Here is a 26412-nt window from a genome sequence, read left to right as displayed (position 1 = left end):
CACGAATCTCTCCGGTGCGGTTGTCGCGTCCGGACACTTTGTCGTCGATTCCTATGTCAAGAAGGTGCAGCACCCGACCGGCGGGGTGGTGGGAGAAATCCTGGTGCGCGAAGGCGATAAAGTAAAAGCCGGCGACATCCTCATGCGGCTCGATGCCACCCAGACGCGCGCTAATCTCGCCATAGTCACCAAGCGGCTCGATGAGCTCGCCGCCTACCAGGCACGACTCGATGCTGAGCGTGACGATCTCGCGGAGATCGCCTTCCCGGACTGGCTGCTCGCCCGAAGAGATGTTCCGGACGTAGCTTCGGCAATACATAGCGAGACGCTGCTGTTCGAATTCCGCAGACAATCCCGCGACGGAAAGCAGGCGCAACTGGCGGAACACATTACTCAATATCACCACGAGATCGAAGGATTCAAGGCGCAGGAAATTGCCTGTGAAAAAAGGATCGAGGTTCTCCAAAAGGAAATTGCTGTTCTGAGTGGGCTGCGCGACCAAGGCATTGTCTCGGACCAACGGTTGAACAGCTTGAAGATCCAGGTTGCCACTTTCGGTGGCGAACGCGGTGAGAAGATCGCAGATCAGGCACAGGCGGCAGCCCGCATAGCCGAAACGCGCCTGCAGATCCCGCAGATCGATCAGGATTTCAAGACCGAAGTCGGCCAGGAGCTCAGAGAGGTTCAGGCGCAGGTCGGGGAGTATGGTGAGCGCAAGGTGGCGGCTGAACAGGAACTGCGACGGATCGATATCGTCGCGCCGCAGTCAGGCACCATTCAACAACTCGCAGTTCATACGGTCGGCGGAGTGATTACGCCCGCCGATCCGATCATGCTAATCGTGCCGGAAGGCGACGATCTTGCGCTTGAAGTACGAATCACCCCGAAGGACATCGACCAAATCCAGCTTGGTCACAAGGCCGTGCTGCGGATGTCAGCCTTCAATCTGAGAACCACGCCGGAATTGAACGGATATGTCAGCCGGATCGCAGCCGATCTGGCGACGGACGAAAAAAACGGCATTTCGTATTACCTGGTGCGTCTGTCGGTTCCGCATGCGGAACTGACGAAGCTCAAGGACCTGACGCTCGTGCCCGGCATGCCGGCCGAAGCGATGGTCCAGACGGGCGAGCGTACGGCGCTTTCCTATTTTGTGAAGCCGCTGTCGGACCAAATCAGTCGGGCATTCCGGGAGGAATGAAAGTAATCCACAGAAATATATTGTTGGTATTTCTGTTGGTTGTTCGCAGGCTACGTGGGTGGCAACATACTGAAAGCACAGGCATACTTTCCTCACTTGGATTCCGCCTCTGGGCACCATCCCTTCTTCTCCCGACACTCCCTTTCGCCGAATCTTCTACGCTGCAGTTTCTGCAAGCGACTGGAATTGTTGATCTTTTGCGATCGTATTGCGCAATTAAGCGGGACAGGAAGCGCTTAGGGCGCATTTGGTCCAACGAGGCCGGGGGATGGTATTTCCGTTGGTATTGGACATCCTGATGGTATCGAAACAACCAAGGGAGACCTGACGAATGCCCCTCTCCGACGTGAAATGTCGAAACGCCCGCCCTGCTTCCAAACTCGTGAAATTGTCTGATGGGGGCGGGCTGCAGCTATGGGTACAGCCCACGGGCTCTCGCCTGCGGCGGCTCGCCTAAGACCTTTGTTCGAATTGAAGCAGCAAGGCGCGCCCTTCTTCGATCGCGGCCCGGCAATCGTCTAAGTCTATCAGTGAATTGATCCTGTCAAAGATCTGCAAGCGTCCTCACTCTCTCCAAGGCGAACGCCAATGATTGGCAGTCGAGGTTGGTTTGCGCCAGCACTTCCCTCACGTTCGGCGGCGACCAAGGCGCGCCAACTGGATGAGCACGAGTTCTTGGTACGCGATCAGGTGCGTTAACAAAGTGGATTGAACAAGCCGCTAGCGGCGCATGAAAGCAAGGTCGCATCACACGCCTCCTCCCCGAAAAGGACATCCAAGTTCGGCCTATCCTGAATCAAAACGACGCAGCCGTTAGTCCAAAATCAACCATCGGGGAGAGATTTTTGGACCATGTGACCTATTCCATCGTACGCTTAACCGCCGTCGCGTCCTCTGCGAGCCGAGGAACAATTTGACCGCCAGGGCCATGGGAACAAAAAGGCTTGGCACCTCGTCCTGCTTACGAAGCCGCACCCCATTCTTGTTGTTTACGCCGCAAGCAGTGTGAGCAGCTTTCAAAGACCCCTTCTCGCTAAAGCCGGTCGGACGGCACTAGGGTTGCCGATCAGACGCTCTCGGATTTGGTGCAAGTATGAAATCGAAAACAGGCTCAGGCTGGCCTGGCTTTGGCTTCCGTAGAACAAGAGGGGAAGCTACGGCCGCTTCGGCGTGTTCAGCGAGCGCGGCAAGTGTGGTCCCGAGTGCCGTCTCAAATGGGCCATTCGGGACCCTCGCGATCTGACGAAAAAGTGCTGCAGCCCTCCCCGCATGGCGCGCCACAGCGCCGCGTTTTCCCTCGCGGATTTTCACCCCGGCAGCGGCCAACAGGATCAGTCCCTTGAAGAACAAACGATGTTGAGCGCTTTGTTTGGCGGCGTGCCAAAGAGCCTCCCAAGCCTCATGGGCTTCCCAGTAGTAGCCGTGGTTGAAAAGGTCGATCCCCCACCGAAACACATCTGATTCCAGCTCTTCGCCAACGGCGACGGTCACCGGATCTGTTCGGTAACTGTGGCCCAATGGATCACGCACCGGATGCGGATATTTGCCGGGCAGATACGCATAGCTTGGGAAACTCTTATCGGGCAGCAAGCGAGGACGAGACATAGGCCCAGCAAGCATGAAAGCGCGTTGATTGGCAATTGATGCGGACGCGCGTTAACCGGAAAGCAACCGCTGGCGAAAGGACAAAAAAGGCGGTGGGGGCCTCTGATTCCCGCTTCGAGTGTGCGCTCTGACGTCTCTCATAGATCCCGATCGCAACCGGCGGCAATCGCATCCGCAGAATCGCTCATCCATGGATCTCAAACGGGCTTTTACTCTTCAAAAATTCAGAAAAGGCGTCCTTCTTGGGCAAATCCGTGAGTGATAGGAGGGCTCGATGCAGGGCTATTTTTCGGTCGACGGCGCTTTGCCCCGATCGCAACGCGGGCCAAATGCGCTTGACAAAATAGCGCCGGCCCGTTCAACCTGAGGCATTCACCAGGGGAGTCCCGGCAAGGGGCTGAGATACTGCTGGCTTTCGCGGCGCAGTGACCCGTTGAACCTGATCCAGTTCATACTGGCGTAGGGACGGTGCAAGCGCTTTGCGGGAGTTCACGCCCGAGGTCCTGTTTCGGCAGGTCGACAGAAGCGTCTTTTCATCCTTCCGGCACAGAACTGGGTCTCCAATGCATGAGCAAAGGAGCCTCACGATGAATGCCCTTACTCCCGCCGTGTCGACGGGACCGCTGCCCGCCTCGCGTAAGATCCACAAGCCGGGCGCTCTCCACCCACAGATCAGGGTGCCGATGCGCGAAATCTCCGTCCATCCGACAGCCGGCGAGCCGCCCGTTACCGTCTACGATCCGTCGGGCCCCTATACCGACCCGGCTGTCGAGACCAGTATCGAAAAGGGCCTGGCCCGACTTCGCCACGAATGGATTTTGGCGCGCGGCGATGTCGAGGGCTGTGACGGCCGCCATGTCCGGCCGGAGGACAACGGATTCGCGACGGGCGAACGCCTGACGCCGGAATTTCCCATCCGCCACCGACCGCTCAAAGCCAAAGCAGGCAAGGCGGTGACGCAGCTTGCCTATGCGCGCGCCGGCATCATCACACCCGAAATGGAGTTCGTCGCCATTCGCGAGAACCTTGGTCGCGAGATCCTGCACGGCAAGCTTGAGCGCGACGGCGAGGCTTTCGGCGCGACACTGCCCGATTTCGTCACGCCCGAATTCGTCCGTGACGAGGTGGCGCGCGGACGGGCGATCATTCCCGCCAACATCAACCATCCCGAGAGCGAGCCAATGATCATCGGCCGCAATTTCCTGGTCAAGATCAACGCCAATATCGGTAACTCCGCCGTCACATCGTCGATGGCGGAAGAGGTCGAAAAGATGGTGTGGGCGATCCGCTGGGGCGCCGATACGGTGATGGACCTGTCGACCGGCCGCAACATCCACAACATCCGCGACTGGATCGTGCGTAACGCGCCGGTGCCGATCGGCACGGTGCCGCTCTACCAGGCGCTCGAAAAGGTCGGCGGCATTGCCGAGGATCTGACCTGGGAGGTCTACCGCGACACGCTGATCGAACAGGCCGAGCAAGGCGTCGACTATTTCACCATCCACGCCGGCGTGCGGCTGCATTACATCCCGCTGACCGTTGACCGGGTGACGGGTATTGTCTCGCGTGGCGGCTCAATCATGGCCAAATGGTGTCTGCACCATCACCGGGAAAGCTTCCTCTACGAGCACTTCGCCGAGATCTGCGACATCGCCAGAGCCTACGACGTCTCCTTCTCGCTCGGCGACGGCCTTCGTCCAGGCTCGATCGCCGATGCCAACGACGCGGCGCAGTTCGCCGAGCTGGAAACGCTCGGCGAGCTGACGCAGATCGCCTGGGCGAAGGATTGCCAGGTGATGATCGAGGGCCCTGGCCACGTGCCGATGCACAAAATCAAGGCGAACATGGACAAGCAACTCTCCGTCTGCGGCGAGGCGCCGTTCTATACGCTTGGACCGCTGACGACCGACATCGCGCCGGGCTACGACCACATCACCTCAGGCATTGGCGCCGCGATGATCGGCTGGTTCGGCACCGCCATGCTCTGCTACGTCACGCCCAAGGAGCATCTCGGCCTTCCCGATCGCAACGACGTCAAGATCGGCGTGATCACCTACAAGATCGCCGCCCACGCCGCCGACCTGGCGAAGGGCCATCCGGCAGCGAAAGTCAGGGATGATGCGCTTTCCCGCGCGCGCTTCGAGTTCCGCTGGGAGGACCAGTTCAACCTGTCGCTCGACCCGGAAACCGCGCGGTCCTTCCACGACCAGACCTTGCCCAAGGAGGCGCACAAGCTGGCGCATTTCTGCTCGATGTGCGGACCGAAATTCTGCTCGATGCGTATCTCTCACGACATCCGCGCCGAGGCACAGAAAGAGGGCATGGCGGCGATGGCGGCGAAATACCGCGAGGGCGGTGATCTCTACCTGCCGGCGGACGAGACCGGCGCACCGCTCATACCTCAGCCACGTGAGCCATCATGAAGGTCTTGGTCAAAGGGGCGGGCGTTGCCGGCCTCACCGCCGCCTTCGAGTTCGCCGCACGCGGCGCGGCGGTTACCGTTGCCGAGACAAGGCCTGCCCTTGGGGGCAATGCGTCGTGGTTCGCCGGTGGCATGTTGGCGCCGTGGTGCGAGCGTGAAAGCGCCGAGCAGCCGGTGCTGGATCTCGGACGCGACGCTGCCGACTGGTGGGACGCCGCAACGTCCGGCTTGGTAGCACGACGGGGAACACTCGTCGTGGCCGCGCCGCGCGATGCGGGCGAGCTCGACCGGTTCGCCAGCCGCACGACGGGCTATCGGCGCGTCGAGGAAGATGAAATTGCCTTGCTGGAGCCCGACTTAGCCGGCCGCTTCCGCCGCGGATTGCTCTTTCCCGATGAGGGCCATCTTGATCCGCGCCAGGCGATGGCAGCACTTCATGACAAGCTCGCGGCCACGGGGGTCGAGTTCCGCTTCGGCGCCGACGCCCAGCATGTTTTTGGTTTCGATCGTCAGATCGATTGCACGGGAATGGCAGCGCAAAATGACAGGTTGCGTGGCGTTCGCGGCGAAATGCTCATCCTGCGTACCCCTGATATCTCGCTGTCGCGCCCCGTCAGGCTGCTGCATCCGCGCTTTCCACTGTACGCAGTGCCGCGCACCGACCACCGTTTCATGATTGGTGCGACGATGATTGAAAGCCAGTCCGTCGGACCGGTTACGGCGCGTTCGATGATGGAACTGCTGGGTACCGCCTATGCCCTCCACCCGGCCTTTGGCGAGGCCGAGATCGTTGAAACCGGTGTCGGCGTCCGCCCAGCCTTTCCCGACAATTTGCCGCGCGTCGAAACCAAGGGTGAAATCATCGCGATCAACGGGCTCTATCGTCACGGTTTTCTCCTGGCTCCCGCCATGGCGCGCCAGGCTGCCGACCTGGTTTTCACTCAAGACAGAACCAAGGAGCTTGCTCATGAAACTGATGGTCAACGGCGAAGCGCATGAGGTTGCCGCCACAACGCTGGAGGCGCTGCTTGCCGCGCTTGACTATGAGGGCGATTGGCTGGCGACGGCCGTCAACAATGACCTCGTGCACAAAGCCAACCGGGCGGAATTCCAGTTGAACGACGGCGACCGGATTGAAATCCTCTCGCCCATGCAGGGCGGCTAGGCCATGATCGAGCTTTATGGAGCCGAGCTTCCGTCGCGCCTGCTTCTTGGCACGGCTCAATATCCTTCGCCGGCCATCCTTGCCTATGCAGTCAGGGCTTCGGGCACGGCGGTGGTGACCGTCTCGTTGCGCCGTGAAATGGCAGGCGGCAGGGCTGGCGAAGAATTCTGGTCGTTGATCCGCTCGCTTGGTGTCAGAATCCTGCCCAACACTGCTGGCTGCCACTCCGTCAAGGAAGCGGTCACGACCGCACAAATGGCGCGCGAAGTCTTCGGTACGAACTGGGTCAAGCTCGAAGTGATCGGCAACCATGACACGCTGCAGCCGGATGTTTTCGGTCTGGTCGAAGCCGCCCGCATCCTGTGTGAGGACGGTTTTGCTGTATTCCCCTATACCACCGACGACCTTGTCGTTGCCGAGCGGCTGCTTGCGGCGGGCTGCAAGGTCTTGATGCCGTGGTGCGCGCCGATCGGTTCCGCCCTCGGACCGGTCAACATCATGGCGCTGCGCTCGATGCGCGGACATTTCCCAGGCGTTCCGCTGATTGTGGATGCGGGGCTCGGACGGCCGTCGCACGCGGCAACGGTCATGGAGCTCGGCTTTGACGCCGTACTCCTGAACACCGCGGTCGCCAAGGCGGCCGATCCGGTCGGCATGGCGCGTGCGTTCGGCAAGGCGGTCGAGGCCGGTCGTGAAGCGTTCAGCTCGGGAATGCTCGAGCCCCGCGACGTCGCCGTGCCGTCGACGCCAACGATCGGAAGGGCGGTTTTTTCATGAAGCTCGATCCGTTCTACCTGATCGTCGACAGCGCCGCCTGGATCGAACGCCTGGTGCCGCTTGGCGTCAAGCTGGTTCAGTTGCGCATCAAGGATAGGGACGAGGCCACGCTGCGGACGGAAATCCGCCGCGCGAACGGCGTCTGCGCGGTCCATGGTTGCCAACTGATCGTCAACGACTATTGGCGCACGGCAATTGAGGAAGGCTGCGACTTCGTCCATCTCGGCCAGGAGGATTTGGCTGCGGCCGACCTGCTGGCGATTAAGTACGCTGGATTGAAGCTCGGGCTTTCCACGCACGATCATCTAGAACTGGAAACGGCCATCGCTGCCGAGCCCGACTATATCGCGCTCGGCCCCATCTATCCCACCATCCTGAAGCAGATGAAATGGGCGCCGCAAGGGCTCAAGCGGATCAGCGAGTGGAAGCATCGGGTGGCGCCGATCCCATTGGTCGCCATTGGCGGCCTCAACCCCGACCGGCTCGACGGTGTTTTCGCGGCTGGTGCGGACACCGCGGCGGTGGTCACCGACATCACGTTGAATGCCGATCCCGAAGCGCGCACGCGAGAATGGATCGAAAAGACAAAGCCATGGCGCTGAGGCGAGAACCGCATGTGCTCGTGGTCGGCGGATCAGACTCCAGCGGTGGGGCTGGAATTGCACGCGATATCGAGACGATCTCTTCCATTGGCGTCCGCACCTGCCTGGCTGTCACAGCGCTGACGGTGCAGACGCACGAAGCCGTGATGAAAATCCATCCTTCGCATCCCGATCTTGTGGCCGATCAGATGCGCGCCGCGCTGCAGGCCAACAAGGTGGCGGCAATCAAGATCGGCATGCTCGCAACGGCCGAGATCGTCGTTGCCATCGTGGCTGTGCTACGCGAGAATCCGCGGGTGCCGGCAATACTCGACCCGGTGCTAGCCTCCACGTCAGGCCAGGCGCTGCTGGACGCAAGGGCCATCGCCGTCATGAAATGCGACCTGATGCCCCTTTGCCGCCTCGTCACGCCCAATCTCATGGAGCTGGCGCTTCTTGTTGGCTTAGAGCCAGCGGTGGATGAAGGCGGCGCAGTGTGGCAAGGCCAGGAATTGCTGGCAGTCGGGATGCAGGCCCTGCTGATCAAGGGCGGCCACGCGGCGGGACCCCGATCGACCGATATTCTGTTGCGCTTGGATCAAGAACCAATCCGCTTTGACATGCCGCGCCTTGCCGTATCGATGCGCGGGACGGGCTGCATGCTGGCCAGCGCGATTGCGGCACATCTGGCAAAGGCGAGATCACTTGAAGGCAGCGTGCGCGAAGGCAAGCTGTTTGTTTTCGAGAAGCTGCAGAAGAATGCAGTCGGACGAAATTGACTTTGCCTCGGTCAATCCAATCGCGGCGGGCCAACAATCAAGATATCCAGCGCTCTGTCCGCGAACGATTAATGTCCGCCAGTACGGGAACGGCGCTTTCGTTAAGTGCAGCATTTGCGGCGATTGCAGAAGCAGCATTTGCGGCGATTGCAGAATATGAGCCTTGATGCGCTTGCAAGGCGCGCGGGTCTGTCGAAGGGCACCGTTGTGGCCATCGAACAGGCAAAGGCAAACCCAAGCGTTGGAGTCTTGCGCCGCCTGGCCTTCGCGTTCTCGCTCTCCGTCACCGATTTGCTGGGCCAAACTTCGGAAGAAAATCACAGACGAAACGATCGAACGGAGCAAACCAGCAACGCTTTGGTAGACCCCGCAAGGGAGCGAGGCGAAACTGATGACAGCGACCTCCGGCCGAACCATGTTCGAGATGTGGTCCTGGACGATCGGTCGGCTCCGCAACGATTAGTCTTGCAAGCCGGGGAGGCCGCGCGCTCCTCACCGACCAGCCGCACTCCTATGCGGCTGCCGACGATCATGCCGTTCGTTTTCCATGGCTGTGCTCGAACGAAGCTTCGCCGCTCAGGCCTCGGCGGTGATGCACGTCGACCGAATGCTAAGACGGTTCTCGACGGTTAGACTGGCCGACAGCAAAGTCAGATTGCACTGCCACATCCGGTCGCAGCGCACTATTGGTAACGTCCGTGGCGCTGCAGCACTTCGATCTGGTAGCCGTCGGGGTCGGCGACGAAAAAGAACCGCGCAAGCAGCCCACCTTCGTGGTTGAACTCAACAATTCTTCGCGGATTGAAACCTGCCGCCGCCAAGCGCTTGTGCTCTGCCTCGATATCGTCGACGCAAAATGCCATGTGGCCATAACCGTCGCCAAGCGCGTAGGGCTCTTCCCTGCCCTTGTTGATCGTCAGTTCAAGCTCGAAATCGGCTTCCGGATTGCGCAGATAAACCAGAGTGAACGTGTCAAAATCCAGCCGGTCCGCAACATCGAGTCTAAATGCGCTCTTGTAGAAACTGACCGACAGGTGCTCGTCCACGACCCGGATCATCGAATGAATTGCTTTCGCCAAAGGGAGCCTCCAGTCTGCCGCCAGATTTCGAACAACGTGGCCCATTGGCGCAAAAAGAGGTGGCAGCCGGTTACCACGTCGAGCAATTGGCTGAAGGATGGTCTGCGCAGCAGGTCCGATTGCAGCCACTGCAAATGCAGTGGAAAATGCGCTTCGGTTTGGTATCATCGGGCCGAATAGGCGCTGGAATGCTTTCGCCCAGCGGCATCAAAAGGGAGGTCTTCGCATGTGTCAGGTCTTTGCCGGGCAGGATCCGGAAGGCTATCGGCTAATCAATCGCTCAGTTCGAATAGGCGGCCATTCGACGAGCATCCAACTCGAAGCTACTTTTTGGACCCTGTTGGACGAGATCGCCCGTGGGCAAGGGATGACGGCGCCGAAATTCCTCTCAACGCTTTACGACGAAGCGCTGGAGATCAACGGCCAAATCCCGAACTTTGCCTCCATGCTGCGCACCACGTGCGCGCTCTATCTGCGCGACAGACAAGCACTCGACAGCAAACCCTCGGAATTCACGAACAAGGCAGCCTGACCCGCGGGCATTTTCTCAAAACGTCCCGCGTACCGGAAAAACCCGTGTAGCAGCCGCCTGCTACCAGCAAACCGAATTTTGGCGCTATGTGATAAGGAATGGCGAACTTGACAGAGGCGGTATAGAGTTCATCTCATAACAAGAAATAAGCCGCACCAACGGCGACGCCGGAGCGAATCTGGGAGGATTCATGGTTGAGATTTTCTCTAAGCGGGACGGCCCGCGGCGCGAGGACGTACAGGTCAAAAAACTGATCGAGCAGAACCGCTCGACCATCGTTCGCCTTGCCGACCAGATCAGCGGCGGTGGCTATTCGGCTTCGAGAAAGCCACGCCAGCAGCCGAAAGCTGAAGGCCTTATCATCCATGTCGGCGGCAGCACGGCGCCCGTGGCTGAAGCCAAGCCGTCCATCCAGGTCACCATGAACGGCCGTGTAATCTCGAAGGATCAGAACTCGGGCCGCCAGCTTCATCACATCGGCGATGTCCGTAACCGAGGTGGCGACCAGATCTTCGTCCTGGCGACGAAGCAGAATGGCTTTTTCTCGCCCGTCGACGAATCCATCGCTGCGGCGCTCGCCGAATTAGACGGGGCCCATCTCGCCGCCACCTATACCGAGGAACAGCTTGCCGCCGACATCGTCGCGAAACTCGGCATCAACTGACCGTGCAGACGCCCGGGCGTGCCTGTGTGCACGTCCAATCCGCGCCGGGTACGACGCGACAGCATACAGAAATGGCATGCCTCAAAGGTTCTGTGATGACTGAATGAAACGCCAGATAAGCCCCAATCAGATGAAGATCGATGCTCTTCCAGCACGTGCGTCGGCGGCAGCCAGGCAAATGGTTCTGGGCGACATCGATTATGACGAGCGTGCCACCATGCGCGCCTGGGAAAGCTTCCTGGCCGACGAGCCCAAATGTGCCCGCGATCCTGTCCACCCAAGCCACGTCCGCTCCCTCATTCATGATTCGTGGTATCGCAGTGCGACCGGCGGAATCAACGCTCAAGGTATTGAAGCGCCGCTGAGCAGTGATCGCGACGAGATCGAATATCTGACCCGCGCCAATGCCGAATTGCTCTCGGCGGCGCGCCGGTCATTCGCTTCCCTTGGCCAGTTGCTGGACGGGACAGGCGCGATGCTGGTTCTGGCCGACAGCGACGGTGTGCTGATCGACGCCATCGGCGACAAGAAGACGCTGCATGACGGCATGGATATCCACCTCGGCATCGGCGGTAAGTGGAACGAAGACGCAGTCGGAACCAACGGAATCGGCACCGCGCTGTGGACCGGGGAGCCAACTTTTGTCCATGCGGCCGAGCATTTCTGCGCCGGGATCAAATCCTGGACTTGCGCCGGCGCGCCGATCCGCGACCCACTGGATGGCAAGATCATCGGGGTCGTCGACTTGTCAGGCTATTCGCCTATCTTTCGGCCGCACAACACCGCGCTCGTTGCCGCCACGGCCCGGCAGATCGAAAAGGCATTGGCCGAACAGCAGCAGGAACAGCGCACACGTCTGCTCGAAGCCTTCATCGCTTCGGCTCCAAGCTACCGCCGAAAAGACGGGCTGGTCATCGTCGACCATCGCGGCCGCGCCATCTTCTGCAACAACGTGCCCGATGGCGAGGCCACCGAGATGATGGACGGCCCGATGGAGCCAGGCCGTGGCCGCTGGTTGATGAACCTTCCGTCCTCCGGCTCCGACGCCGACCTTGCGAGGGCGCTTCCGGCACATCTGCGATCCTGCCACATTACGCCGCTCAAGCTTGACGGGGACCTTCGCGGCGCTGCGCTGGTGTTCCCCCCCGTGCCGGCAGTCCCAAGCGTGGCGGTGGTCCACCGGGAAATGAACAAGCATCTTCGGGATGCTGTCGCCATGATTGTCGGCGAAAGCGAAGCGTTGAGGGCCGCCATTGATGTCGCCTGTCGGGTCGCTCAATCCAACAGTGCCGCTTCGCTATTGGTCGAAGGTGAGACGGGTGTTGGAAAAGAGCTGTTTGCACGCCTTGTCCATGCAGGCAGCCAGCGCACGGCGAATGATCCGTTCATCGCAATGAATTGCGGGGCGATTACCAAGGACCTTTTCGGCAGCGAATTGTTCGGTCATGTCGCCGGCGCCTTTACCGGCGCCTCGCGTGAAGGCAAGCCGGGCGTTTTCGAGCTCGCCAACGGCGGCGTGCTCAGTCTCGATGAGATCGGCGAATTGCCGCTTGAGATCCAGCCGTTTCTGCTGCGTGTCCTGGAAGAGCGCGTGGTCAACCGCATTGGCGACAGCCGTGGTCGCCCGGTGGATGTGCGCCTGGTTGCCTCGACCAATCGCGATCTCCACCAGGAAGTTGCCGCAGGCCGCTTCCGTCGCGATCTCTACTATCGAATTGGCGCGGTCTCGATCACCGTCCCACCGCTGCGCGAGCGCGGCGAGGACGTGCTGCTGCTGATCGAACATTTCAACCGGCAGATCGCCTCCGCAGCAGGCGAGGACCCGCTGGAATTCTCGCATGAAGCGCTCGAGGTCCTGCTCGCCTACCATTGGCCGGGCAATGTGCGCGAACTGAAGAACCTCGTCGGGCGGTTGCACATTCTGGCGCGTGGCGGCACTGTCGAGCTCTCGGATCTTCCTGGGGAAATCAGTGCGGGCAATCGCAACACTATGATCGGGCACAACGATCATCCCGCAGCCATGCTCGAAGCACCAGTTTGCACATTCGAGGATGCAGAATGCCAGGCGCTCAAGAACGCGCTTGCCGCGGAGAGTGGCAATCTCAGCAAAGTTGCTCTGAGGCTCGGCATTTCGCGCCCGACGCTCTATCGCAAGCTCGGACAATACGGCATCCGCCGCGGTTTCCTCTAGACCAAGACTAGCGCCGCTCGTCTACAGCATCTGTCGGAACCACGGCAACTCGATGGATGGGACCGTGGTTCCAACCCTATTCCGCAGCCAGGGCCGTGACTTCCCGCCGGAACGGCAGCGCATCACCGATATCGGGTTCGTCCAGCTCACGCGCGAAGCGATGGCCGGCATAGGTTGCCCAGGCGATCGGACCTGGCGCCTCGGCATCGCCGATGACCTTGATCGAGCGAATGCCATTGTCGGCCCATTCGTGCCGCCGCGCTTTCAACTCGCGCCAGACCTGGTCGTCCTGTTGGCGCGACGTCACCAGCACCACGGCGTCGGCGGCGACGTCGCGTTCGGCGCCGGTGTAGGCGCAGGCAGTCGCAACGCCTCCTTGCACGACGCGCGTAACGGTCCGGTTCAGCACGATCTCGACGCCGAGCTCGGCCAGACGGCGATGGATTGCGCCCTGCTCCAAGGTGTTGCGAGTCCAGTCCGATACATAGGCGGACGGCGTCACCAGCGTCACCTTGGCGCCGTTGCGCGCGATCAACTCGGCCAGAACGCCACCCATGTAATAGTGGTCGTCGTCAAACAGCACGACATTGCCGGCAGGCACATTGCCACCCATCAGATCGTCCGGCGTGTAGACCGGCATGGCCGGGCTGATCGGCATCGCCACCACATGGGCGCGCGCCACCCCGTCACGCCGCCATGTCGAGCCGGTGGCGAGGGCGATGTTCTGAAAGCCGAAGGCCAGGATGTCCTGCGCCGACAACCGGCTTTCGAAATAGATGTCGACATTGGGCATCTGGCTGAGCTGGTATTGGCGATAATCGCGTACGCGGCCCCAGGCCGAGAGCCCGGGCAGGCGGCATTCGCGCGCGACGCGGCCGCCGAGTTCGGTGCCAGTCTCGGCAATGGCGACCTGATAGCCGCGCAGGCCGAGCGCGCGAGCTGCTTCAAGCCCGGCCGGACCGGCGCCAACGATCAGCACGCTCTCGCTGTCGCCCTTGGGCTGCATGCGCTCCGGGTGCCAGCCCTTGCGCCATTCCTCCATGAAGGTCGGGTTCTGCGTGCAGCGCGAGATCGACATGGTCATGTCGCCGGTGATGCAGATGTTGCAGCCGATGCATTCGCGAATGTCCTCGATGCGCCCTTCTTCCACTTTCTTCGGCAGGAACGGATCGGCAATCGACGGTCGCGCGCAGCCGATGAAATCAAGCGTGCCAGACCTGATCATCTTCACCATGACATCCGGCGACGTAAAGCGACCGACACCCACGACCGGCTTCGAGGTCAGCTTCTTGATGCCGGAGACGAGGCTTTCCTGCGCGGCCTCCTCCTTGAACCGCGACGGCCCCGAACAATCCTCCCAGGCGCCATGCGCCAGATCCCAGAGATCGGGCAGATCGGCATGCATCTCGATCATGTCGCGCACCTCGGAATTGGCGAAGCCAAGCTCGCCGATCATCTCGTCCAGCGACAGCCGCAGCGTCAGGCCGCAAGTGTCGCCAATGGCATCCCTGCCCTCTTCGATCAGCTCGCGCATCAGCCGCGAGCGGTTTTCCAGAGAGCCGCCATATTCGTCGCTACGCTGGTTGGTTGCGGTGGACAGGAAGTGTTGGATGATGCCGAAGCCATGCGCGCCGTAGAGACACACCAGGTCGAAGCCAGCCAACCTGGCGCGTTTGAAAGCGTTGCGGTGCCAGCGGCGTAGGTCGCGGATGTCCTGCTTGTCCATGGCGCGCGCCTGAACCGGATCGTTGGTGAAGGTCCGGATCGGCAAGGCCGACGGCCCGCGCGGCACTTCCTTGGTGTAGAGGTTCGGGCCATTGATGCCTGAATAGGCCAGCTGGACGCCGGCCAGCGCGCCATGCTGATGCATGGCGCTGGCCATCTTGGCGAGCGCTGGAATATCAGCGTCGTCCCACAGCCTGAGCTCGATGAAAGGCGTGATCTCCGAGGTGTGGTGCATCTCTGTCTGCTCGGTGAAGATGACGCCCCAGCCCCCTTCCGACTTGATGCGTCGCATCTCGGCCGCGGCCGACGGATCGCGATAGCCACCGCCATTGCAGTGCGGCACCTGGTAGAAGCGGTTCTTGGCGGTCACCGGACCGATCTTCACCGGCTCGAACAGAATGTCGTAGCGTGGATCACGCATGGTGCTTCCTTCCTGCCAAGGTCGCATCGCGGCATGTGCTGCGGTGGTTTTGACCCTTGGCGCAAGCTGGTCTGCCCAGCTTGTAGATGCCGTCAAACTACTCATAAGTTGCGATGCGTGCCGGAAAACTACAGATTTCTTCTGTGCCGATTAGGACGCGCCTAATCAGCCCCGGCCGCCTGGATTAGCATCCGGTGAATCCCGGCTGAGCCAAATGCGACTTCAAGGCCGTGGCGACGCGATGCTAGATAGCACGCACGGCCAAGGAGACATACAACGCATGGACAGCATCCAAATCCTTGAAAAGCTGATCGCATTCCCGACGGTGAGCCGCGACTCCAACCTCGACCTCATCGGCTATGTGAGTGACCTGCTGGCGGCACAGGGCATTGCTTGCCAGGTAATCCGCAGCGCGGATGGCCACAAGGCGAACCTGTTCGCCACCATCGGGCCGGCCGATACTCCTGGCGTCATGCTGTCCGGCCATACCGATGTCGTGCCCATCGACGGCCAGGATTGGACGCTGCCGCCCTTCGAGATGACCGCGCGAGACGGCAAGCTTTACGGCCGCGGCGCGGCCGACATGAAGGGTTTTGTGGCCTGCGCGCTTGCGGCGTGTCTCAAAGCTTCGAAAATGACTCTGCAAACGCCCTTGCATCTAGCGCTTTCCTATGACGAGGAGGTCGGCTGCATCGGCGTGCGCAGCCTGATCGACATGCTACGGGCTGCGCCGCTACGGCCATTGCTGTGCATCGTCGGCGAGCCGACCAGCATGCAGGTGGCGACTGGCCACAAGGGCAAGCTTGCCGCTCGCGCCATCTGTAGGGGACGGGAAGGCCATTCGGCGCTGGCCCCCTTGGCGCTCAACGCCATTCATCTGGGCTGCGACTTCGTCTCCGCACTGCGCGGCGAACAAGACCGGCTGGCGGTCGATGGCGCGCGCGACGGCGACTACGACATTGCCTACACGACCGTCCACGTCGGCAAGATGAATGCCGGCGTGGCGCTCAACATCGTGCCGAACCTCTGTCAGCTCGACTTCGAGATCCGCAATATAGCGGCCGACAATCCCGACGAAATCCTCGAGCGCCTGCGCGCGGAGGCGGCGCGCATTGCCGCTGCCGCTTCAGCGATTGCGCCTGAGGCTGCCATCGACATCGAGATCACCAACACCTATCCGGGTCTGGACACGCCGGCGAATTCGCAGGCCGTGGCCTTCGTGAAGTCGCTGACCGGTGCCAACGACACCATCAAGGTTGCCTTCGGTACCGAAGGTGGATTGTTCAGCCGCGATCTCGGCACGCCGACGATCGTGTGCGGACCGGGCTCGATGGTGCAAGGACACAGACCGGACGAATTCGTCAGCGTCGAACAGATGCGCCGCTGCGACGACATGCTGGACAATCTGCTGCGGCGGCTTTCAGATCACCAGTTTCACGCCGCCTGATAGAGGCTGCCGCTATTCCACGACCCGCCCACTCCCGAACACGCCTTGTTCGACGACAAAACGGCGGCAATGATCGATGAATGCCTGCACCGTCTGCGTGCGGTGCTCGGCGTTGGGCAGGGCGATCCCCATGGTAAGCGGCCGCAAATCGCCTTCCAGAGGCACGAACACCAGCGGCTTGCCGTCGGGCGCCAGCGTATTGAGCGGCCGCATGTTGGCGATGCCATAGCCGAAGCCGTTCGCGACCATCGAACGCATAACCGCGATGTCGCCGGTGCGCTCGGCAATGTTCGGTCGGATCCCCTGCGAATGAAAAGCCGAAAGGAAATATTCGCGGCTATAGGGCAGGTCGAGCAGCACCATCGGTTCGTCGGCCAGTTCTTCCGTCGTGATGGAAGCCTTGCTGGCGAAGCGGTGCCCCTGCGGCAGCATGACATAGGCCGGCACGAGCATCAGCGGTTCGAAAGTCGTGTCCTGCGACAGTTCGAGATCGTAGGTCAGCGCCGCGTCGATTTCGCCTCGCTGCAACATTTCGAGCAGCTGGCCCTGGTTGCGTTCGAACTGCCTGAACCGTACCTCGGGATAGGCGCGCTCGAACTTCATGCGCAGCGTCGGCAAGACGATCTGCGCGAAGGTCAGCAGGCATCCTATCGCCAGTGGCCCGCGCACCTTCTCGGCGATGTCGCCGGCGATATCGTGCAGAGCGTCGGCGTCGGCAAGCAGCCTGGCGGCCTCCTTGAGGAAAACACGCCCGCCGGCCGTGAGCGACAGGCCATGCGAATGTTTGCGAACGAAAAGCTGGACGCCGAATTCGGCCTCCAGTTGCGCGATGGATGCCGAGATCGAAGGCGGCGAAACATTGACCTGTTCGGCCGCCTTGGTAATAGAGCCGGCTTCGCCGACGGCGACGAAATATTCCAGTTGTCTCAGTGTAAAGCGTAGCGGCATGGGCGGCTATGTTGCCGGTTTGGGCGTTGCGATCAAGCGCTCGCCTTGGCTCAATATTTGATCCATGTCGTTTTCAGCGCGGTGTATTTGTCCAGCGCATGCAGCGACAGGTCGCGGCCGAAGCCGGATTGCTTGACGCCGCCGAACGGGGTCATCGGGCTCAGCGCATCGACCGTATTGACGGAAACCGTGCCGGCGCGAAGACGAGCGGCGACGCGGTGCGCGCGCGAAAGACTGTCGGTCCACAAGGATGCCGCCAGTCCGTACGGGCTGTCATTGGCAATACGGATGGCCTCCTCTTCATCGTCGAAGGCAATGACGGAAAGCACCGGTCCGAATATCTCATCCCTGGCAATCGGGTCGTCATGGGCGACATTGTCGAAGATGGTGGGCTGTATGAAGCTGCCGCGGCCGTTGACCGTGACCCGATCGCCGCCGGCGACCAGGCGCGCGGTCTTCTTGCCGGCCTCGACGAACCGCATGACGTTAGTCGCGTGGCGGGCATCGACCATGGCGCCCATTTTCGAGGCCGGGTCGAGCGGATCGCCAGGCTGGGTGGCCGCCGCGCGCTGTGCCAGCTTCTCTAGGAGGGCATCCTTGATGGAGCGTTCAACGAGCAGGCGCGAATTGGCCGAGCAAACCTCGCCCTGGTTGAAGAAGATGCCGAACGCCGCCATGTCGGCCGCCGCATCGAGATCGCCGCAATCGGCGAAGACGAGGTTCGGGCTCTTGCCGCCTGTTTCGAGCCAGACCTGCTTCATGTTCGACTGACCCGAATACTGCAGGAACATCTTGCCGACCGATGTCGATCCGGTGAAGGCAAGGCAATCCACGTCCATGTGGCGGCCAAGCGCCTGCCCGGCTGTCTCGCCAAGGCCAGGCACAATGTTGAGCACACCGGCGGGCAGGCCCGCCTCCATCGCGAGTTCCGCCAGTCGGAGCGCCGAGAAGGGCGACTGCTCGGCGGGCTTCAGCACTACCGAATTGCCCGCCGCCAGCGCGGGCGCGCACTTCCAGGTCGCCATGTCGAGCGGGAAATTCCACGGCACCACGGCGCCGATCACGCCGAGCGGTTCGCGCCGCACCAGCACCAGATCGCTGCCGCCGGTCGGCGCCACTTCGTCGTAGATCTTGTCGATGGCCTCGCCATACCACTGGAAGATCGCCGCCGAACCCGGGACGTCGACAGTCGCCGCATCCGTGACGAGCTTGCCCATGTCGAGCGACTCGAGCAGGGCAAGCTCCTGCAGATTTTCGCGCAGCAGCCGCGCCAGCCGCAGCAGCACCTCCTTGCGGTGCGCCGGGCTAGTGCGTGACCAGACGCCGGCCTCGAAACTGCGGCGCGCAGCGGCGACAGCCAGATCGACATCTTCCTCGCCGCACGACGCCACCTCGGCCAGCGTTTCGCCGGTGGCCGGATTGATGCTGGCGAAGGTGCGGCCCGAACGGGCCGCGACCGTCTTGCCGTCGATGAACGCCTTGTCGCGAAAACGGATCGCGGATGCTTTGCTGATCCAGTCCTTGTGACTGAGTTCGCTCATTTGGCTGCCCTCCCCCGAGCGTGCAGGTTACTCGTCACCCGGCACGCCGTAGCTCGGCGCATCGGACGGATCTATCGCCCGGGTCACATAGGCATCGAGTTGCGGCTTATAGCGATCCCACAATGCCGCCAGTTCCTCGATCGGGCAGCCGTCGCTCCAGTCGCAGCGCAGGTCCGCGACGGGCCATGCGACCTCGCGCACCAGTTTCATTCCGGCGGAATGGACCGGACCGGCCTCGCCACCCCCTTTCAGCGCAGCGCGCATGGTCGCGATCAGGCGGTCGCCGAGATGGCCTTCAGAAGCCAGGAAGGCCTCCACCATGGCTTGCGGCACGCCATCATGGGCGAGCATATTGCCGCCGCAGGCGACATTTTCCGCATGCGCTTGCGCCCAGATGCCAAGCGCCCTAGCGCCGGAATGAATGGCGGTGGTCCCGGCGGCATCGACGGCCAGAACCTGCCGGTATTCGCTGTAGGGGCCGGTGCGCTTCAGGATGGCGACCGCCTCGGCGGCCGAGGCGCCGCGCGCCAGCAGCTCGAGCCCCCTTGTGCCGAGCGTCGGATCGGTGACGTTCTGGCTTGCAACCGCACCCACGCCCGCTTGCGCATAGGCGCAGCGCGCCGCCACCGCCGGAGAGGAAGACGACACCGCGACGCCGAACATTCCGGTGCGGCTGCACCGCGCGACAATGGAAAAGGTCATCAGCGTCAGTCCGGGATGACAGCGGTGCCGTCGATCTCGACCAGCCAGTCGGGCCGCGCCAGGGCCTGCACGACAAGGCCGGTCGAAACGGGATGCACGCCTTTGATATACTCACCCATAGTGCGGTAGATCGCCTCGCGATGGCGCACGTCGGTGATGTAGACGACCACCTTGACCAGATGCTCCATCTTGCCTCCGCACTCTTCGATGAGCTGCTTGATGTTCTGCATCACCTTGCGCGTCTGCTCGGCCGGATCATGGCTGTCGATATTCTTGGCGGTGTCGAGATCCTGCGGGCACTGGCCACGCAGATAGACCGTCCGGCCGCCCCGCGTGACCACCGCCTGACACAGATCATTGTCGAGCTTCTGCTCGGGATAGGTATCTTTCGTATTGAACTTACGGATTCTTGTATGCACCATCCTGGTCTCCATCGGATCGGGCTCTTCGCCGGGATATCGTCGCTCACAGCGCCAGGCTGCCGCCAGCCCTTGCTATGCCGCCCGGGTCTGACGTTTCGCGGACGCATGATAGGTCAAGTACTTGCGCTGCGTGGAAATATGGTCCGCCAAATGCTTGGCATCGTGCCAGACGCCCCAGATGAAGCTGGACCCGCGCCTTGACTGCCACGGCAGACCCAGGAAATAAATCCCCGGCTCGCTCGAGACACCGCGCTGATGCCTCGGCTTGCCCTTTTCGCCGAACACGTCGACCTTCAGCCAGCTGTAATCGAAGCTGAATCCCGTCGCCCATATGATCGAGGCTATTCCGGCCTTGGCGAGGTCCAGGTCGAGAATTGGATCAGTCAGGCATGGCGGGTCCGGTTCGATCTTGCGGGCAGCTGGCTCTTCCGGAAGGTCGAGGCCGTTGCGGGCAACATAGGCGTCGGCTTCGTCCAGCAGCGACATGTAGTTGGCATCGCCGCGGGCGATGTTCCTGGCAAGGTCGGGTGCGAAGGTCATGACGCCATCCTTGTACAGTTCCGTCCGGCCGACGAGCTTCATGCCCTGCGCGGCAAGGCGCCGGAAGTCGATCGTCTGGCCGCCGCGCGCCCCGCTCACCGCGATGGTGACGTGCTCCGTGTCAGGCGCCGGCGCTTGGGCGTCCCACTTGCCGAGGACCCCGAGCCACCAGCAGAAATCGCGGCCGCGATAGGCCCGGGGAGGACGATCATGCGGCCCGACCGAGAGGTAGACGTTTCTTCCCGCGCGCAGGAGTTCGTCCGCGATCTGCACTCCCGAGGAGCCAGACCCGACCACCAGGACCGCGCCCCTGGGCAGCTGGTCGGGGTTGCGATAGGCGCTGGAATGGAGCTGCATGAGCCCTGCATCCTGAGGCACGATGCACGGCATGACGGGGTGCTGGAAGGCCCCGGTGGCGGCGACCACGTTGGCGGCCTCGATGACGCCGCCTGAGGTTTCGACCCGGAAGCCGGGGCGGCCGACAAGCCTCTGCACTTTCTCGACATCCACGCCGCAGCGGATGGGCGCTGAGATCATTTCCGCATAGGCGACGAAGTAGTCGGCAACCTCCTCCTTGGAGACAAAGGCATCGGGATCGGTATCCGGAAACTCCATGCCCGGAAAACGATCGTGCCAGGCAGGTCCGTTGGCAACCAGGGAGTCCCATCTTTCCGAGCGCCAGCGTTCGGCGATGCGATGCCGCTCAAGGACAAGATGCGGCACATCGCACTTGCGCAGATGTTCGCTCATGGCCAGCCCCGCCTGGCCGCCGCCAACAACAAGCGTGTTTATTTTTTCGACCGACATTTCAGTGCCCTTTTCAGCTCCCCAAAGAATTTTTGCGGATGCGAGGAGGTCAGATCGCTGGTGTACTGGAGGGACTGGATAGCGAAAATTACGATTTCACGTGGCAGTGGTTAGCCTGTCCCTAAATGCCGAACGGCAGCGTCCCAGCGGACGGCTACGACAACATCGCTGTAGCCGCTTTTTCGCCGATCATCATGGATGGCGCATTGGTGTTGCCGCCGATCAGTGTCGGCATGATCGAGGCGTCCGCGATGCGCAGATTGTCGAAGCCGCGCACCTTGAGGCCGGCAGGGTCGACCACCGCCATGGTGTCGTTGCCCATCTTGGCGGTGCCGACCGGATGATAGACCGTCAGTGCCTCGGCACGCAGATAGGCGAGGATCTCGTCGTCGGTGACGATATCCGGCCCGGGCAGGATTTCCGGTCCGCGAATGCCGCCAAAGGCTGGAGAAGCCAGAATCGAGCGGGCCAGCTTGATGCCCTCGACAAGGGTCAGGGCATCCCGCTCATCACTAAAGAAACGATGATCTATCAGCACGTTGCGGCGGGTGCCGTCGCGCTCGAGCGTGATTTCGCCGACGCTCCCGGGCCTCAGCACGCAAGTGTGCACGGCGTAACCGTGGCCATATTCGACGAGCCGGCCGCGATGGCTGCGGTAGCCGGGGACAAAGTGGAATTGGACATCGGGAATGCTGCCGGCATATTTCGTCTTCGCGAAGCCGCCGGCCTCGACATAGTTGGTCGTCAGCATGCCCTTGCGCCGGGCGAAATACTGGAACGGCGCCGCCAGCATCGCCGGCAGGTTGGCAATCGACAGACCAAGCGTCCTGGTGCTGTTCGATCGCACCGTGATCATGCCGTCGACATGGTCGCGCAGGTTCTTGCCGACGCCCGGCACGTTCATGACCGGTTCTATCCCCGCCGCCTTCAGCTCCTCCGCCGGGCCGATGCCGGAAGCAAGTAGGATGCGCGGCGATCCGATCGCGCCCGCGCTCAGGACCACCTCGGCGCGGCATGCGAGCCGTTGGGCAGCTCCGTCCCTGATCACATTGACGCCGGCGACGCGTCCACTTTCGACCGCCAGATCAAGCACCTCGACTCCTGACAGCACCTGGAGATTTGGGCGGCCGAGAACCGGCCGGACGAAGGCGGTATAGGCCGAGAAGCGTTCCCCCTTGTTCTGGGTGACATTGTAGATACCGAGGCCGAGTTGGCTATCGGCGTTGAAGTCGCGGTTTTCGGGCAGGCCCATGCCTCGGCCCGCCTCTACCCACAGTCTGGACACGACATTGGGATCGCGCGGATTGTCGACCAACAGTTCGCCGTCGAAGCCGTGATAGGCGGGGTTCTGCGACAGAAGGTTTCGCTCCAGCCTCTTGAAGACCGGCAGTATGTCGGCATAGGACCAGCCCGCGCAGCCAAGTGCTGCCCATTCGTCGTAGTCCTGCGCGGCGCCGCGAATGTAGACCATGGAATTGATCGAACTCGACCCGCCAAGAAGCTTGCCCCGGTTGACCGGTATGCGGCGATTGTTGAGCAGCGGCTGCGGCACGCTTTTGTAGCCGTAGTCGAAGTTTGGATTGCCGTAGAGCGAGAGAATGCCAGCCGGCACGCGCACCCGGGTGCGGTCGTCGCTGCCACCCGCCTCGATGAGGCAGACGCGGCTGGCGGGATTAGTACTCAGCCTGTTGGCCAGGACACAACCGGCCGAGCCCGCGCCAATGACGATATAGTCGAATTCCGCGGCCTCGATGCTCATGCAATGCCTGTTTCATGATCCACCCCGAAGACCGCTGATCTTTGTTTCATGCCTGTCGTCGTCCCAAAACCGAGGTCACTTTGGGCGACATGCATTAGTGCTCGTCGTCTTCGTCGTTCTTCAAGAGCTCGAGGATTTCCCGCTTCATGGCGATGAAGTTCGGCTCCATGACCAGATCCATGCTGCGCGGGCGCGGGAGACCGACGTGGATTTCCTTCTTGATCTGGCCAGGCCGGCCCGACATGACGAGCACCCGGTCCGCCAGCAAAATGGCCTCGTCTATGTCGTGGGTGACGAACAGGACCGTTTTCTTGGAATGATCCCAGATCCTCAGCAAAAGCTTCTGCATGCTGTGGCGGGTCTGGCTGTCGAGCGCTCCGAAGGGCTCGTCCATCAGCAGCACCTGCGGATCGTTGGCAAGCGCGCGGGCAATCGCCACGCGCTGTTTCATGCCGCCCGACAGCTGCGAGGGATAATGGTTGGAGAATTTCGCAAGGCCGACCTCATGGAGAAAATGCTCGACGATGGCCCTGCGCTCGGCCGCCGGCATGCCCTTGCGCTTCGGACCGTATTCGACGTTCTGCGCAACAGTGAGCCAGGGAAACAGCGTATAGGCCTGAAACACCATGCCGCGATCCGGGCCTGGCTCGGTAACCGGCGTGCCGCCGACAGAGATCATGCCGCCGGTGCGCTCCTCGAGGCCGGCGACAAGATAGAGCAGGCTCGACTTGCCGCAGCCGGATGGGCCGACGATCACGCAGAACTCATTGGGCACGACATGGAACGAGATGCCGTCCAGTGCCAGCACGGCATCGTCGCCTGTGCCATAACGCAGGACGACATTGTCAATGCCGATGTCGGAGCTCTTCGGTTTCGTCGCGAGGGTAAGGGTGTCCATGTCAGCGAGCTCCTCAATTGGCCCAGGGAGCGACGAGGCGGCGGATGCCCCGGAACAATTGGTCGGCGCAAAGACCAAGGATGCCGATCATGGCGATGGCCATGAAAATCACGTCGACCTGGAAGCCGCGCATGGCCTTGAGCGAGATGTAGCCAAGTCCGCTGCGCGCGGCGACGAGTTCGGCAACGACGAGATAGGTCCAGGCCCAGCCCATGGTGACGCGCAGCACGTCGAGCACGTTCGGAAGCGTGGCCGGAAATACGATATGAAAGACCGTGTCGCCGCGTTTCGTGCCGAGCGTATAGGCTGCGTTGACGAGGTCGCGCTGAACGCCGCGGGCGCTGTCGGCGATCATCACCAGCTGCTGGAAGAAGATACCGAAGATGATGACGGCAACGCGCTGCTCGATGCCGATGCCGATCCACAGGATGAAAAGCGGGACGAAGGACGTCACCGGCAGATAGCGGATGAAATTGACGAGCGGATCGAGTGCAGCCTGGACGACACGGTAGGTGCCCATCGTCAATCCGAGCGGTACCGCCACGATGCTCGAAATGACGAAACCGATCAGCACCACCTGGACGCTGGCCAGGACGTGCTCCCACAAGGACCCGTCAAGCGCCATGCTGATGGTGGTGGACAATACGGATTCGGGGCGCGGCAGGAACATTTCCTTGACCGCTCCGGAATAGGTCAAAGCGAACCAGCCACCGATGACCGCGCCCCAGACCAAGACGCTGAGCGTGATGGAGAGAGGGCGCGACACGGCCCGAAAAGGCGTGGTGACAGCTTTCCAGGCGGATCGACCGGGCTGATTTGTTTCCACGCTCGCAGTCACGATATGGCTGATGGGAGACGTTGCATTCGGTGCCAATGTCACAGGGGAACCCTTTGGACGGCTAGGACCGCAGGCCGAGCTCGCGCCTGCGGTCCAGCGAACTGACTTTACAAGGCCGGATCACTTCGTAAGGAAAGACGGATCGACCAGGTCGTCGTATTTGATGTCCATCTTGAGCTTGCCGAAGCCGCCCCAGACGTCGCCGCCCAGCTTGATCAGTTTGCCAGCATCACCGCTCTCGCCGCCGGCGAAAAATTCGGCATTGCGCGCCTTGCCGTAGAAGTTCACGCCCGCGGCGGAGGAGGCGAAGTCCTTCGGATCCTTCAGCCAGCCGCCGACACCCTTGGCCATCACCTCGTAAGCCTTCTCTGGATTTTCCTTGATGAACTCGTTGGCCTTGTAGAGCCCCTTTACCAGCGCCTCGACATCGCCAGGGTTCTTCGTGATGTAGTCGCAATTCAGCGCCACGACATCGACGATCAGGCCCGGCGTCTTCGAGGAGTCGATCAGGACCTGTCCCTTGTTTGCCTTCTTGGCCAGCGTCAGATGCGGCTCCCAGGTGACGGCAACAGGAATGCGATCGGCCATGAAGGCGGCGGCAGCGTCATCGGCCGTCATGTTGGTGACCTTCACGTCAGCCTGGCTGAGACCGGCCTGCTTGAGCAGGATGTTGAACCAGAACTGGGACACCGAGCCTTCGTTCATCCCAACCTCCATGCCCTTGAGATCGGCGACGCTCTTGACCTCGCTGGGCGCCAGAACGCCGTCGCCGCCATGGCTATCATCGAGGGCATAGACTGATTTGAAGCAGACATCCTTGGAACGGTACTTCATGATTTCGTCTATGGTCGAGGCGCTGCCGTCGAGCTCGCCGGCGGCAACTGCTGCCATGTACATCGATGCTTCCTCGATGATTTCGAGCGAGACATCGAGGCCGCCTTCCTTGAAGTAGCCCATGTCACGGGCAAGGAAGAGCGGGCCGTATCCGACCCAGGTCGTCATGCCCAGCTTCAAGCTGCCGGCTTCGGCGTGGGGGCTCACCGAAAGGGCGCTCAGGGCAATGCCGGCCGCAAGCGCGGCGTGGCGAAACTTCGAGATTATTGTCGTCATCACGTTCCCCTGTCTTTTTCTGAGGTCAGGCGTTATCCGCGCCATAACAAAGCCGCTTCGGACGCATCGCCGAAGGCTGCCGCCTGACGTTCTTTATGTTTCTCTTTCAGCCGGCTGATGGAGCAAAGCACGCTGTGTGCGATGCACAAATAATGATTTTCGATAATTCTGCTTAGGCTAGTGCGCATCCATAAACGCTGTTTTTGCGAGTGTTCTGAGCCAGTTTGGCGGCCCAATTCATGCTGTTCTTGCGGCGCG

General features: G+C 61.6%; 25 protein-coding genes, 1 pseudogene and 1 riboswitch. Of the genes and pseudogenes, 13 read left to right on the top strand and 13 right to left on the bottom strand.

Annotation, left to right across the window (positions count from 1 at the left end; genetic code table 11):
- Positions 1–1201, top strand: a 1201-nt coding sequence (locus tag NKH57_RS28945) for an HlyD family type I secretion periplasmic adaptor subunit (protein ID WP_352949521.1), incomplete at its 5' end; no start/stop codon positions are given.
- A 331-nt stretch (positions 1202–1532) separates the two neighbouring features.
- Positions 1533–1655: pseudogene (locus NKH57_RS28940) on the top strand (Arm DNA-binding domain-containing protein); the annotation flags it as partial.
- A 599-nt stretch (positions 1656–2254) separates the two neighbouring features.
- On the opposite strand, the gene NKH57_RS28935 reads toward NKH57_RS28940, so the two are convergent.
- Positions 2255–2791, bottom strand: a complete 537-nt coding sequence (locus NKH57_RS28935; RefSeq protein ID WP_352949519.1) for a DUF309 domain-containing protein — start codon at positions 2789–2791, stop codon at positions 2255–2257.
- A gap of 382 nt (positions 2792–3173) precedes the next feature.
- A riboswitch (TPP riboswitch) is annotated at positions 3174–3290 on the top strand.
- Between the two features lie 103 nt (positions 3291–3393).
- Here NKH57_RS28935 and thiC point away from each other — a divergent pair.
- From thiC to NKH57_RS28900, 7 genes are all read left to right on the top strand, one after another.
- On the top strand, positions 3394–5229 hold the full coding sequence (gene thiC, locus NKH57_RS28930; protein ID WP_352949517.1) for a phosphomethylpyrimidine synthase ThiC: 1836 nt from the start codon (positions 3394–3396) through the stop codon (positions 5227–5229).
- On the top strand, positions 5226–6227 hold the full coding sequence (thiO, locus tag NKH57_RS28925; protein WP_352949515.1) for a glycine oxidase ThiO: 1002 nt from the start codon (positions 5226–5228) through the stop codon (positions 6225–6227). Before thiC ends, thiO begins: the two co-directional genes overlap by 4 nt.
- Positions 6196–6393 carry a sulfur carrier protein ThiS gene (thiS, locus tag NKH57_RS28920; protein ID WP_031253541.1) on the top strand — a complete coding sequence of 66 codons (198 nt, stop codon included), beginning with the start codon at positions 6196–6198 and terminating at the stop codon, positions 6391–6393. The genes thiO and thiS overlap by 32 nt, the downstream gene beginning before the upstream one ends.
- A gap of 3 nt (positions 6394–6396) precedes the next feature.
- A complete protein-coding gene (locus NKH57_RS28915) occupies positions 6397–7170 on the top strand; it encodes a thiazole synthase (RefSeq protein ID WP_352949513.1) in 774 nt (257 codons plus the stop codon).
- Positions 7167–7772, top strand: coding sequence for a thiamine phosphate synthase (locus tag NKH57_RS28910; RefSeq protein WP_352949511.1), 606 nt, complete (start codon positions 7167–7169; stop codon positions 7770–7772). The genes NKH57_RS28915 and NKH57_RS28910 overlap by 4 nt, the downstream gene beginning before the upstream one ends.
- Positions 7763–8530, top strand: coding sequence for a hydroxymethylpyrimidine/phosphomethylpyrimidine kinase (locus NKH57_RS28905; protein WP_352949509.1), 768 nt, complete (start codon positions 7763–7765; stop codon positions 8528–8530). The genes NKH57_RS28910 and NKH57_RS28905 overlap by 10 nt, the downstream gene beginning before the upstream one ends.
- Before the next feature lie 123 nt (positions 8531–8653).
- Positions 8654–9163 carry a helix-turn-helix domain-containing protein gene (locus tag NKH57_RS28900; protein WP_352949507.1) on the top strand — a complete coding sequence of 170 codons (510 nt, stop codon included), beginning with the start codon at positions 8654–8656 and terminating at the stop codon, positions 9161–9163.
- A gap of 50 nt (positions 9164–9213) precedes the next feature.
- On the opposite strand, the gene NKH57_RS28895 is transcribed toward NKH57_RS28900, so the two are convergent.
- The gene (locus NKH57_RS28895; protein WP_352949523.1) at positions 9214–9609 is read right to left on the bottom strand and encodes a VOC family protein; all 396 of its coding nucleotides are present in this window, start codon (positions 9607–9609) and stop codon (positions 9214–9216) included.
- Between the two features lie 226 nt (positions 9610–9835).
- Here NKH57_RS28895 and NKH57_RS28890 point away from each other — a divergent pair, with 226 nt between their 5' ends.
- The 3 genes from NKH57_RS28890 to NKH57_RS28880 all read left to right on the top strand — a co-directional run bounded on the left by NKH57_RS28890 (position 9836) and on the right by NKH57_RS28880 (position 12996).
- Complete coding sequence (locus NKH57_RS28890) at positions 9836–10141, top strand: ribbon-helix-helix domain-containing protein (RefSeq protein WP_031260570.1); 306 nt, start codon at positions 9836–9838, stop codon at positions 10139–10141.
- Positions 10142–10331: 190 nt separating this feature from the next.
- Entirely contained in the window at positions 10332–10805 is a 474-nt protein-coding gene (locus NKH57_RS28885) for a hypothetical protein (RefSeq protein ID WP_352949505.1), read from the top strand.
- A gap of 103 nt (positions 10806–10908) precedes the next feature.
- Positions 10909–12996 carry a sigma-54-dependent Fis family transcriptional regulator gene (locus NKH57_RS28880; protein ID WP_352949503.1) on the top strand — a complete coding sequence of 696 codons (2088 nt, stop codon included), beginning with the start codon at positions 10909–10911 and terminating at the stop codon, positions 12994–12996.
- 76 nt (positions 12997–13072) lie between these two features.
- Here NKH57_RS28880 and NKH57_RS28875 read toward each other — a convergent pair whose 3' ends face one another.
- Positions 13073–15142 carry an oxidoreductase gene (locus NKH57_RS28875; RefSeq protein WP_352949501.1) on the bottom strand — a complete coding sequence of 690 codons (2070 nt, stop codon included), beginning with the start codon at positions 15140–15142 and terminating at the stop codon, positions 13073–13075.
- Positions 15143–15422: 280 nt separating this feature from the next.
- Between NKH57_RS28875 and argE the strand changes: the two genes are divergently transcribed.
- The gene (gene argE, locus NKH57_RS28870; RefSeq protein WP_352836575.1) at positions 15423–16589 is read left to right on the top strand and encodes an acetylornithine deacetylase; all 1167 of its coding nucleotides are present in this window, start codon (positions 15423–15425) and stop codon (positions 16587–16589) included.
- A gap of 12 nt (positions 16590–16601) precedes the next feature.
- Here argE and NKH57_RS28865 read toward each other — a convergent pair whose 3' ends face one another.
- From NKH57_RS28865 to NKH57_RS28820, 10 genes are all read right to left on the bottom strand, one after another.
- Complete coding sequence (locus NKH57_RS28865; RefSeq protein ID WP_023760317.1) at positions 16602–17537, bottom strand: LysR family transcriptional regulator; 936 nt, start codon at positions 17535–17537, stop codon at positions 16602–16604.
- Positions 17538–17587: 50 nt separating this feature from the next.
- Positions 17588–19078: an aldehyde dehydrogenase gene (locus tag NKH57_RS28860; RefSeq protein ID WP_352949499.1), complete on the bottom strand. Its 1491-nt coding sequence runs from the start codon at positions 19076–19078 to the stop codon at positions 17588–17590.
- Positions 19079–19105: 27 nt separating this feature from the next.
- Positions 19106–19780: a DUF1028 domain-containing protein gene (locus NKH57_RS28855; protein ID WP_352949497.1), complete on the bottom strand. Its 675-nt coding sequence runs from the start codon at positions 19778–19780 to the stop codon at positions 19106–19108.
- 5 nt (positions 19781–19785) lie between these two features.
- Entirely contained in the window at positions 19786–20202 is a 417-nt protein-coding gene (locus NKH57_RS28850; RefSeq protein WP_352949495.1) for a RidA family protein, read from the bottom strand.
- A gap of 72 nt (positions 20203–20274) precedes the next feature.
- Entirely contained in the window at positions 20275–21549 is a 1275-nt protein-coding gene (locus tag NKH57_RS28845; protein WP_352949493.1) for a flavin-containing monooxygenase, read from the bottom strand.
- Positions 21550–21703: 154 nt separating this feature from the next.
- A complete protein-coding gene (locus NKH57_RS28840; protein WP_352949491.1) occupies positions 21704–23308 on the bottom strand; it encodes a GMC family oxidoreductase in 1605 nt (534 codons plus the stop codon).
- A 94-nt stretch (positions 23309–23402) separates the two neighbouring features.
- Positions 23403–24206, bottom strand: coding sequence for an ABC transporter ATP-binding protein (locus tag NKH57_RS28835; RefSeq protein ID WP_352949489.1), 804 nt, complete (start codon positions 24204–24206; stop codon positions 23403–23405).
- A gap of 13 nt (positions 24207–24219) precedes the next feature.
- The gene (locus NKH57_RS28830; protein ID WP_352949487.1) at positions 24220–24972 is read right to left on the bottom strand and encodes an ABC transporter permease; all 753 of its coding nucleotides are present in this window, start codon (positions 24970–24972) and stop codon (positions 24220–24222) included.
- 192 nt (positions 24973–25164) lie between these two features.
- Positions 25165–26154, bottom strand: a complete 990-nt coding sequence (locus NKH57_RS28825) for an ABC transporter substrate-binding protein (RefSeq protein ID WP_352949485.1) — start codon at positions 26152–26154, stop codon at positions 25165–25167.
- Positions 26155–26186: 32 nt separating this feature from the next.
- A partial coding sequence (locus NKH57_RS28820) for a hypothetical protein (protein WP_352949483.1) occupies positions 26187–26412 on the bottom strand: 226 nt, incomplete at its 5' end.

Origin of the sequence: Mesorhizobium sp. M1050 (assembly GCF_040318715.1) — a bacterium.
Taxonomy (GTDB): Bacteria; Pseudomonadota; Alphaproteobacteria; order Rhizobiales; family Rhizobiaceae; genus Mesorhizobium.
This window is presented reverse-complemented; position numbering and strand designations above follow the sequence as displayed.

What these genes read in the sequence shown, in the direction of transcription:
- thiC (WP_352949517.1), top strand. Translation starts at nt 3,394, where the DNA reads ATGAATGCCCTTACTCCCGCCGTGTCGACGGGACCGCTGCCCGCCTCG.
- thiO (WP_352949515.1), top strand. Translation starts at nt 5,226, where the DNA reads ATGAAGGTCTTGGTCAAAGGGGCGGGCGTTGCCGGCCTCACCGCCGCC.
- thiS (WP_031253541.1), top strand. Translation starts at nt 6,196, where the DNA reads ATGAAACTGATGGTCAACGGCGAAGCGCATGAGGTTGCCGCCACAACG.
- NKH57_RS28915 (WP_352949513.1), top strand. Translation starts at nt 6,397, where the DNA reads ATGATCGAGCTTTATGGAGCCGAGCTTCCGTCGCGCCTGCTTCTTGGC.
- NKH57_RS28910 (WP_352949511.1), top strand. Translation starts at nt 7,167, where the DNA reads ATGAAGCTCGATCCGTTCTACCTGATCGTCGACAGCGCCGCCTGGATC.
- NKH57_RS28905 (WP_352949509.1), top strand. Translation starts at nt 7,763, where the DNA reads ATGGCGCTGAGGCGAGAACCGCATGTGCTCGTGGTCGGCGGATCAGAC.
- NKH57_RS28890 (WP_031260570.1), top strand. Translation starts at nt 9,836, where the DNA reads ATGTGTCAGGTCTTTGCCGGGCAGGATCCGGAAGGCTATCGGCTAATC.
- NKH57_RS28885 (WP_352949505.1), top strand. Translation starts at nt 10,332, where the DNA reads ATGGTTGAGATTTTCTCTAAGCGGGACGGCCCGCGGCGCGAGGACGTA.
- NKH57_RS28880 (WP_352949503.1), top strand. Translation starts at nt 10,909, where the DNA reads ATGAAACGCCAGATAAGCCCCAATCAGATGAAGATCGATGCTCTTCCA.
- NKH57_RS28875 (WP_352949501.1), bottom strand. Translation starts at nt 15,142, where the DNA reads ATGCGTGATCCACGCTACGACATTCTGTTCGAGCCGGTGAAGATCGGT.
- argE (WP_352836575.1), top strand. Translation starts at nt 15,423, where the DNA reads ATGGACAGCATCCAAATCCTTGAAAAGCTGATCGCATTCCCGACGGTG.
- NKH57_RS28865 (WP_023760317.1), bottom strand. Translation starts at nt 17,537, where the DNA reads ATGCCGCTACGCTTTACACTGAGACAACTGGAATATTTCGTCGCCGTC.
- NKH57_RS28860 (WP_352949499.1), bottom strand. Translation starts at nt 19,078, where the DNA reads ATGAGCGAACTCAGTCACAAGGACTGGATCAGCAAAGCATCCGCGATC.
- NKH57_RS28855 (WP_352949497.1), bottom strand. Translation starts at nt 19,780, where the DNA reads ATGACCTTTTCCATTGTCGCGCGGTGCAGCCGCACCGGAATGTTCGGC.
- NKH57_RS28850 (WP_352949495.1), bottom strand. Translation starts at nt 20,202, where the DNA reads ATGGTGCATACAAGAATCCGTAAGTTCAATACGAAAGATACCTATCCC.
- NKH57_RS28845 (WP_352949493.1), bottom strand. Translation starts at nt 21,549, where the DNA reads ATGTCGGTCGAAAAAATAAACACGCTTGTTGTTGGCGGCGGCCAGGCG.
- NKH57_RS28840 (WP_352949491.1), bottom strand. Translation starts at nt 23,308, where the DNA reads ATGAGCATCGAGGCCGCGGAATTCGACTATATCGTCATTGGCGCGGGC.
- NKH57_RS28835 (WP_352949489.1), bottom strand. Translation starts at nt 24,206, where the DNA reads ATGGACACCCTTACCCTCGCGACGAAACCGAAGAGCTCCGACATCGGC.
- NKH57_RS28825 (WP_352949485.1), bottom strand. Translation starts at nt 26,154, where the DNA reads ATGACGACAATAATCTCGAAGTTTCGCCACGCCGCGCTTGCGGCCGGC.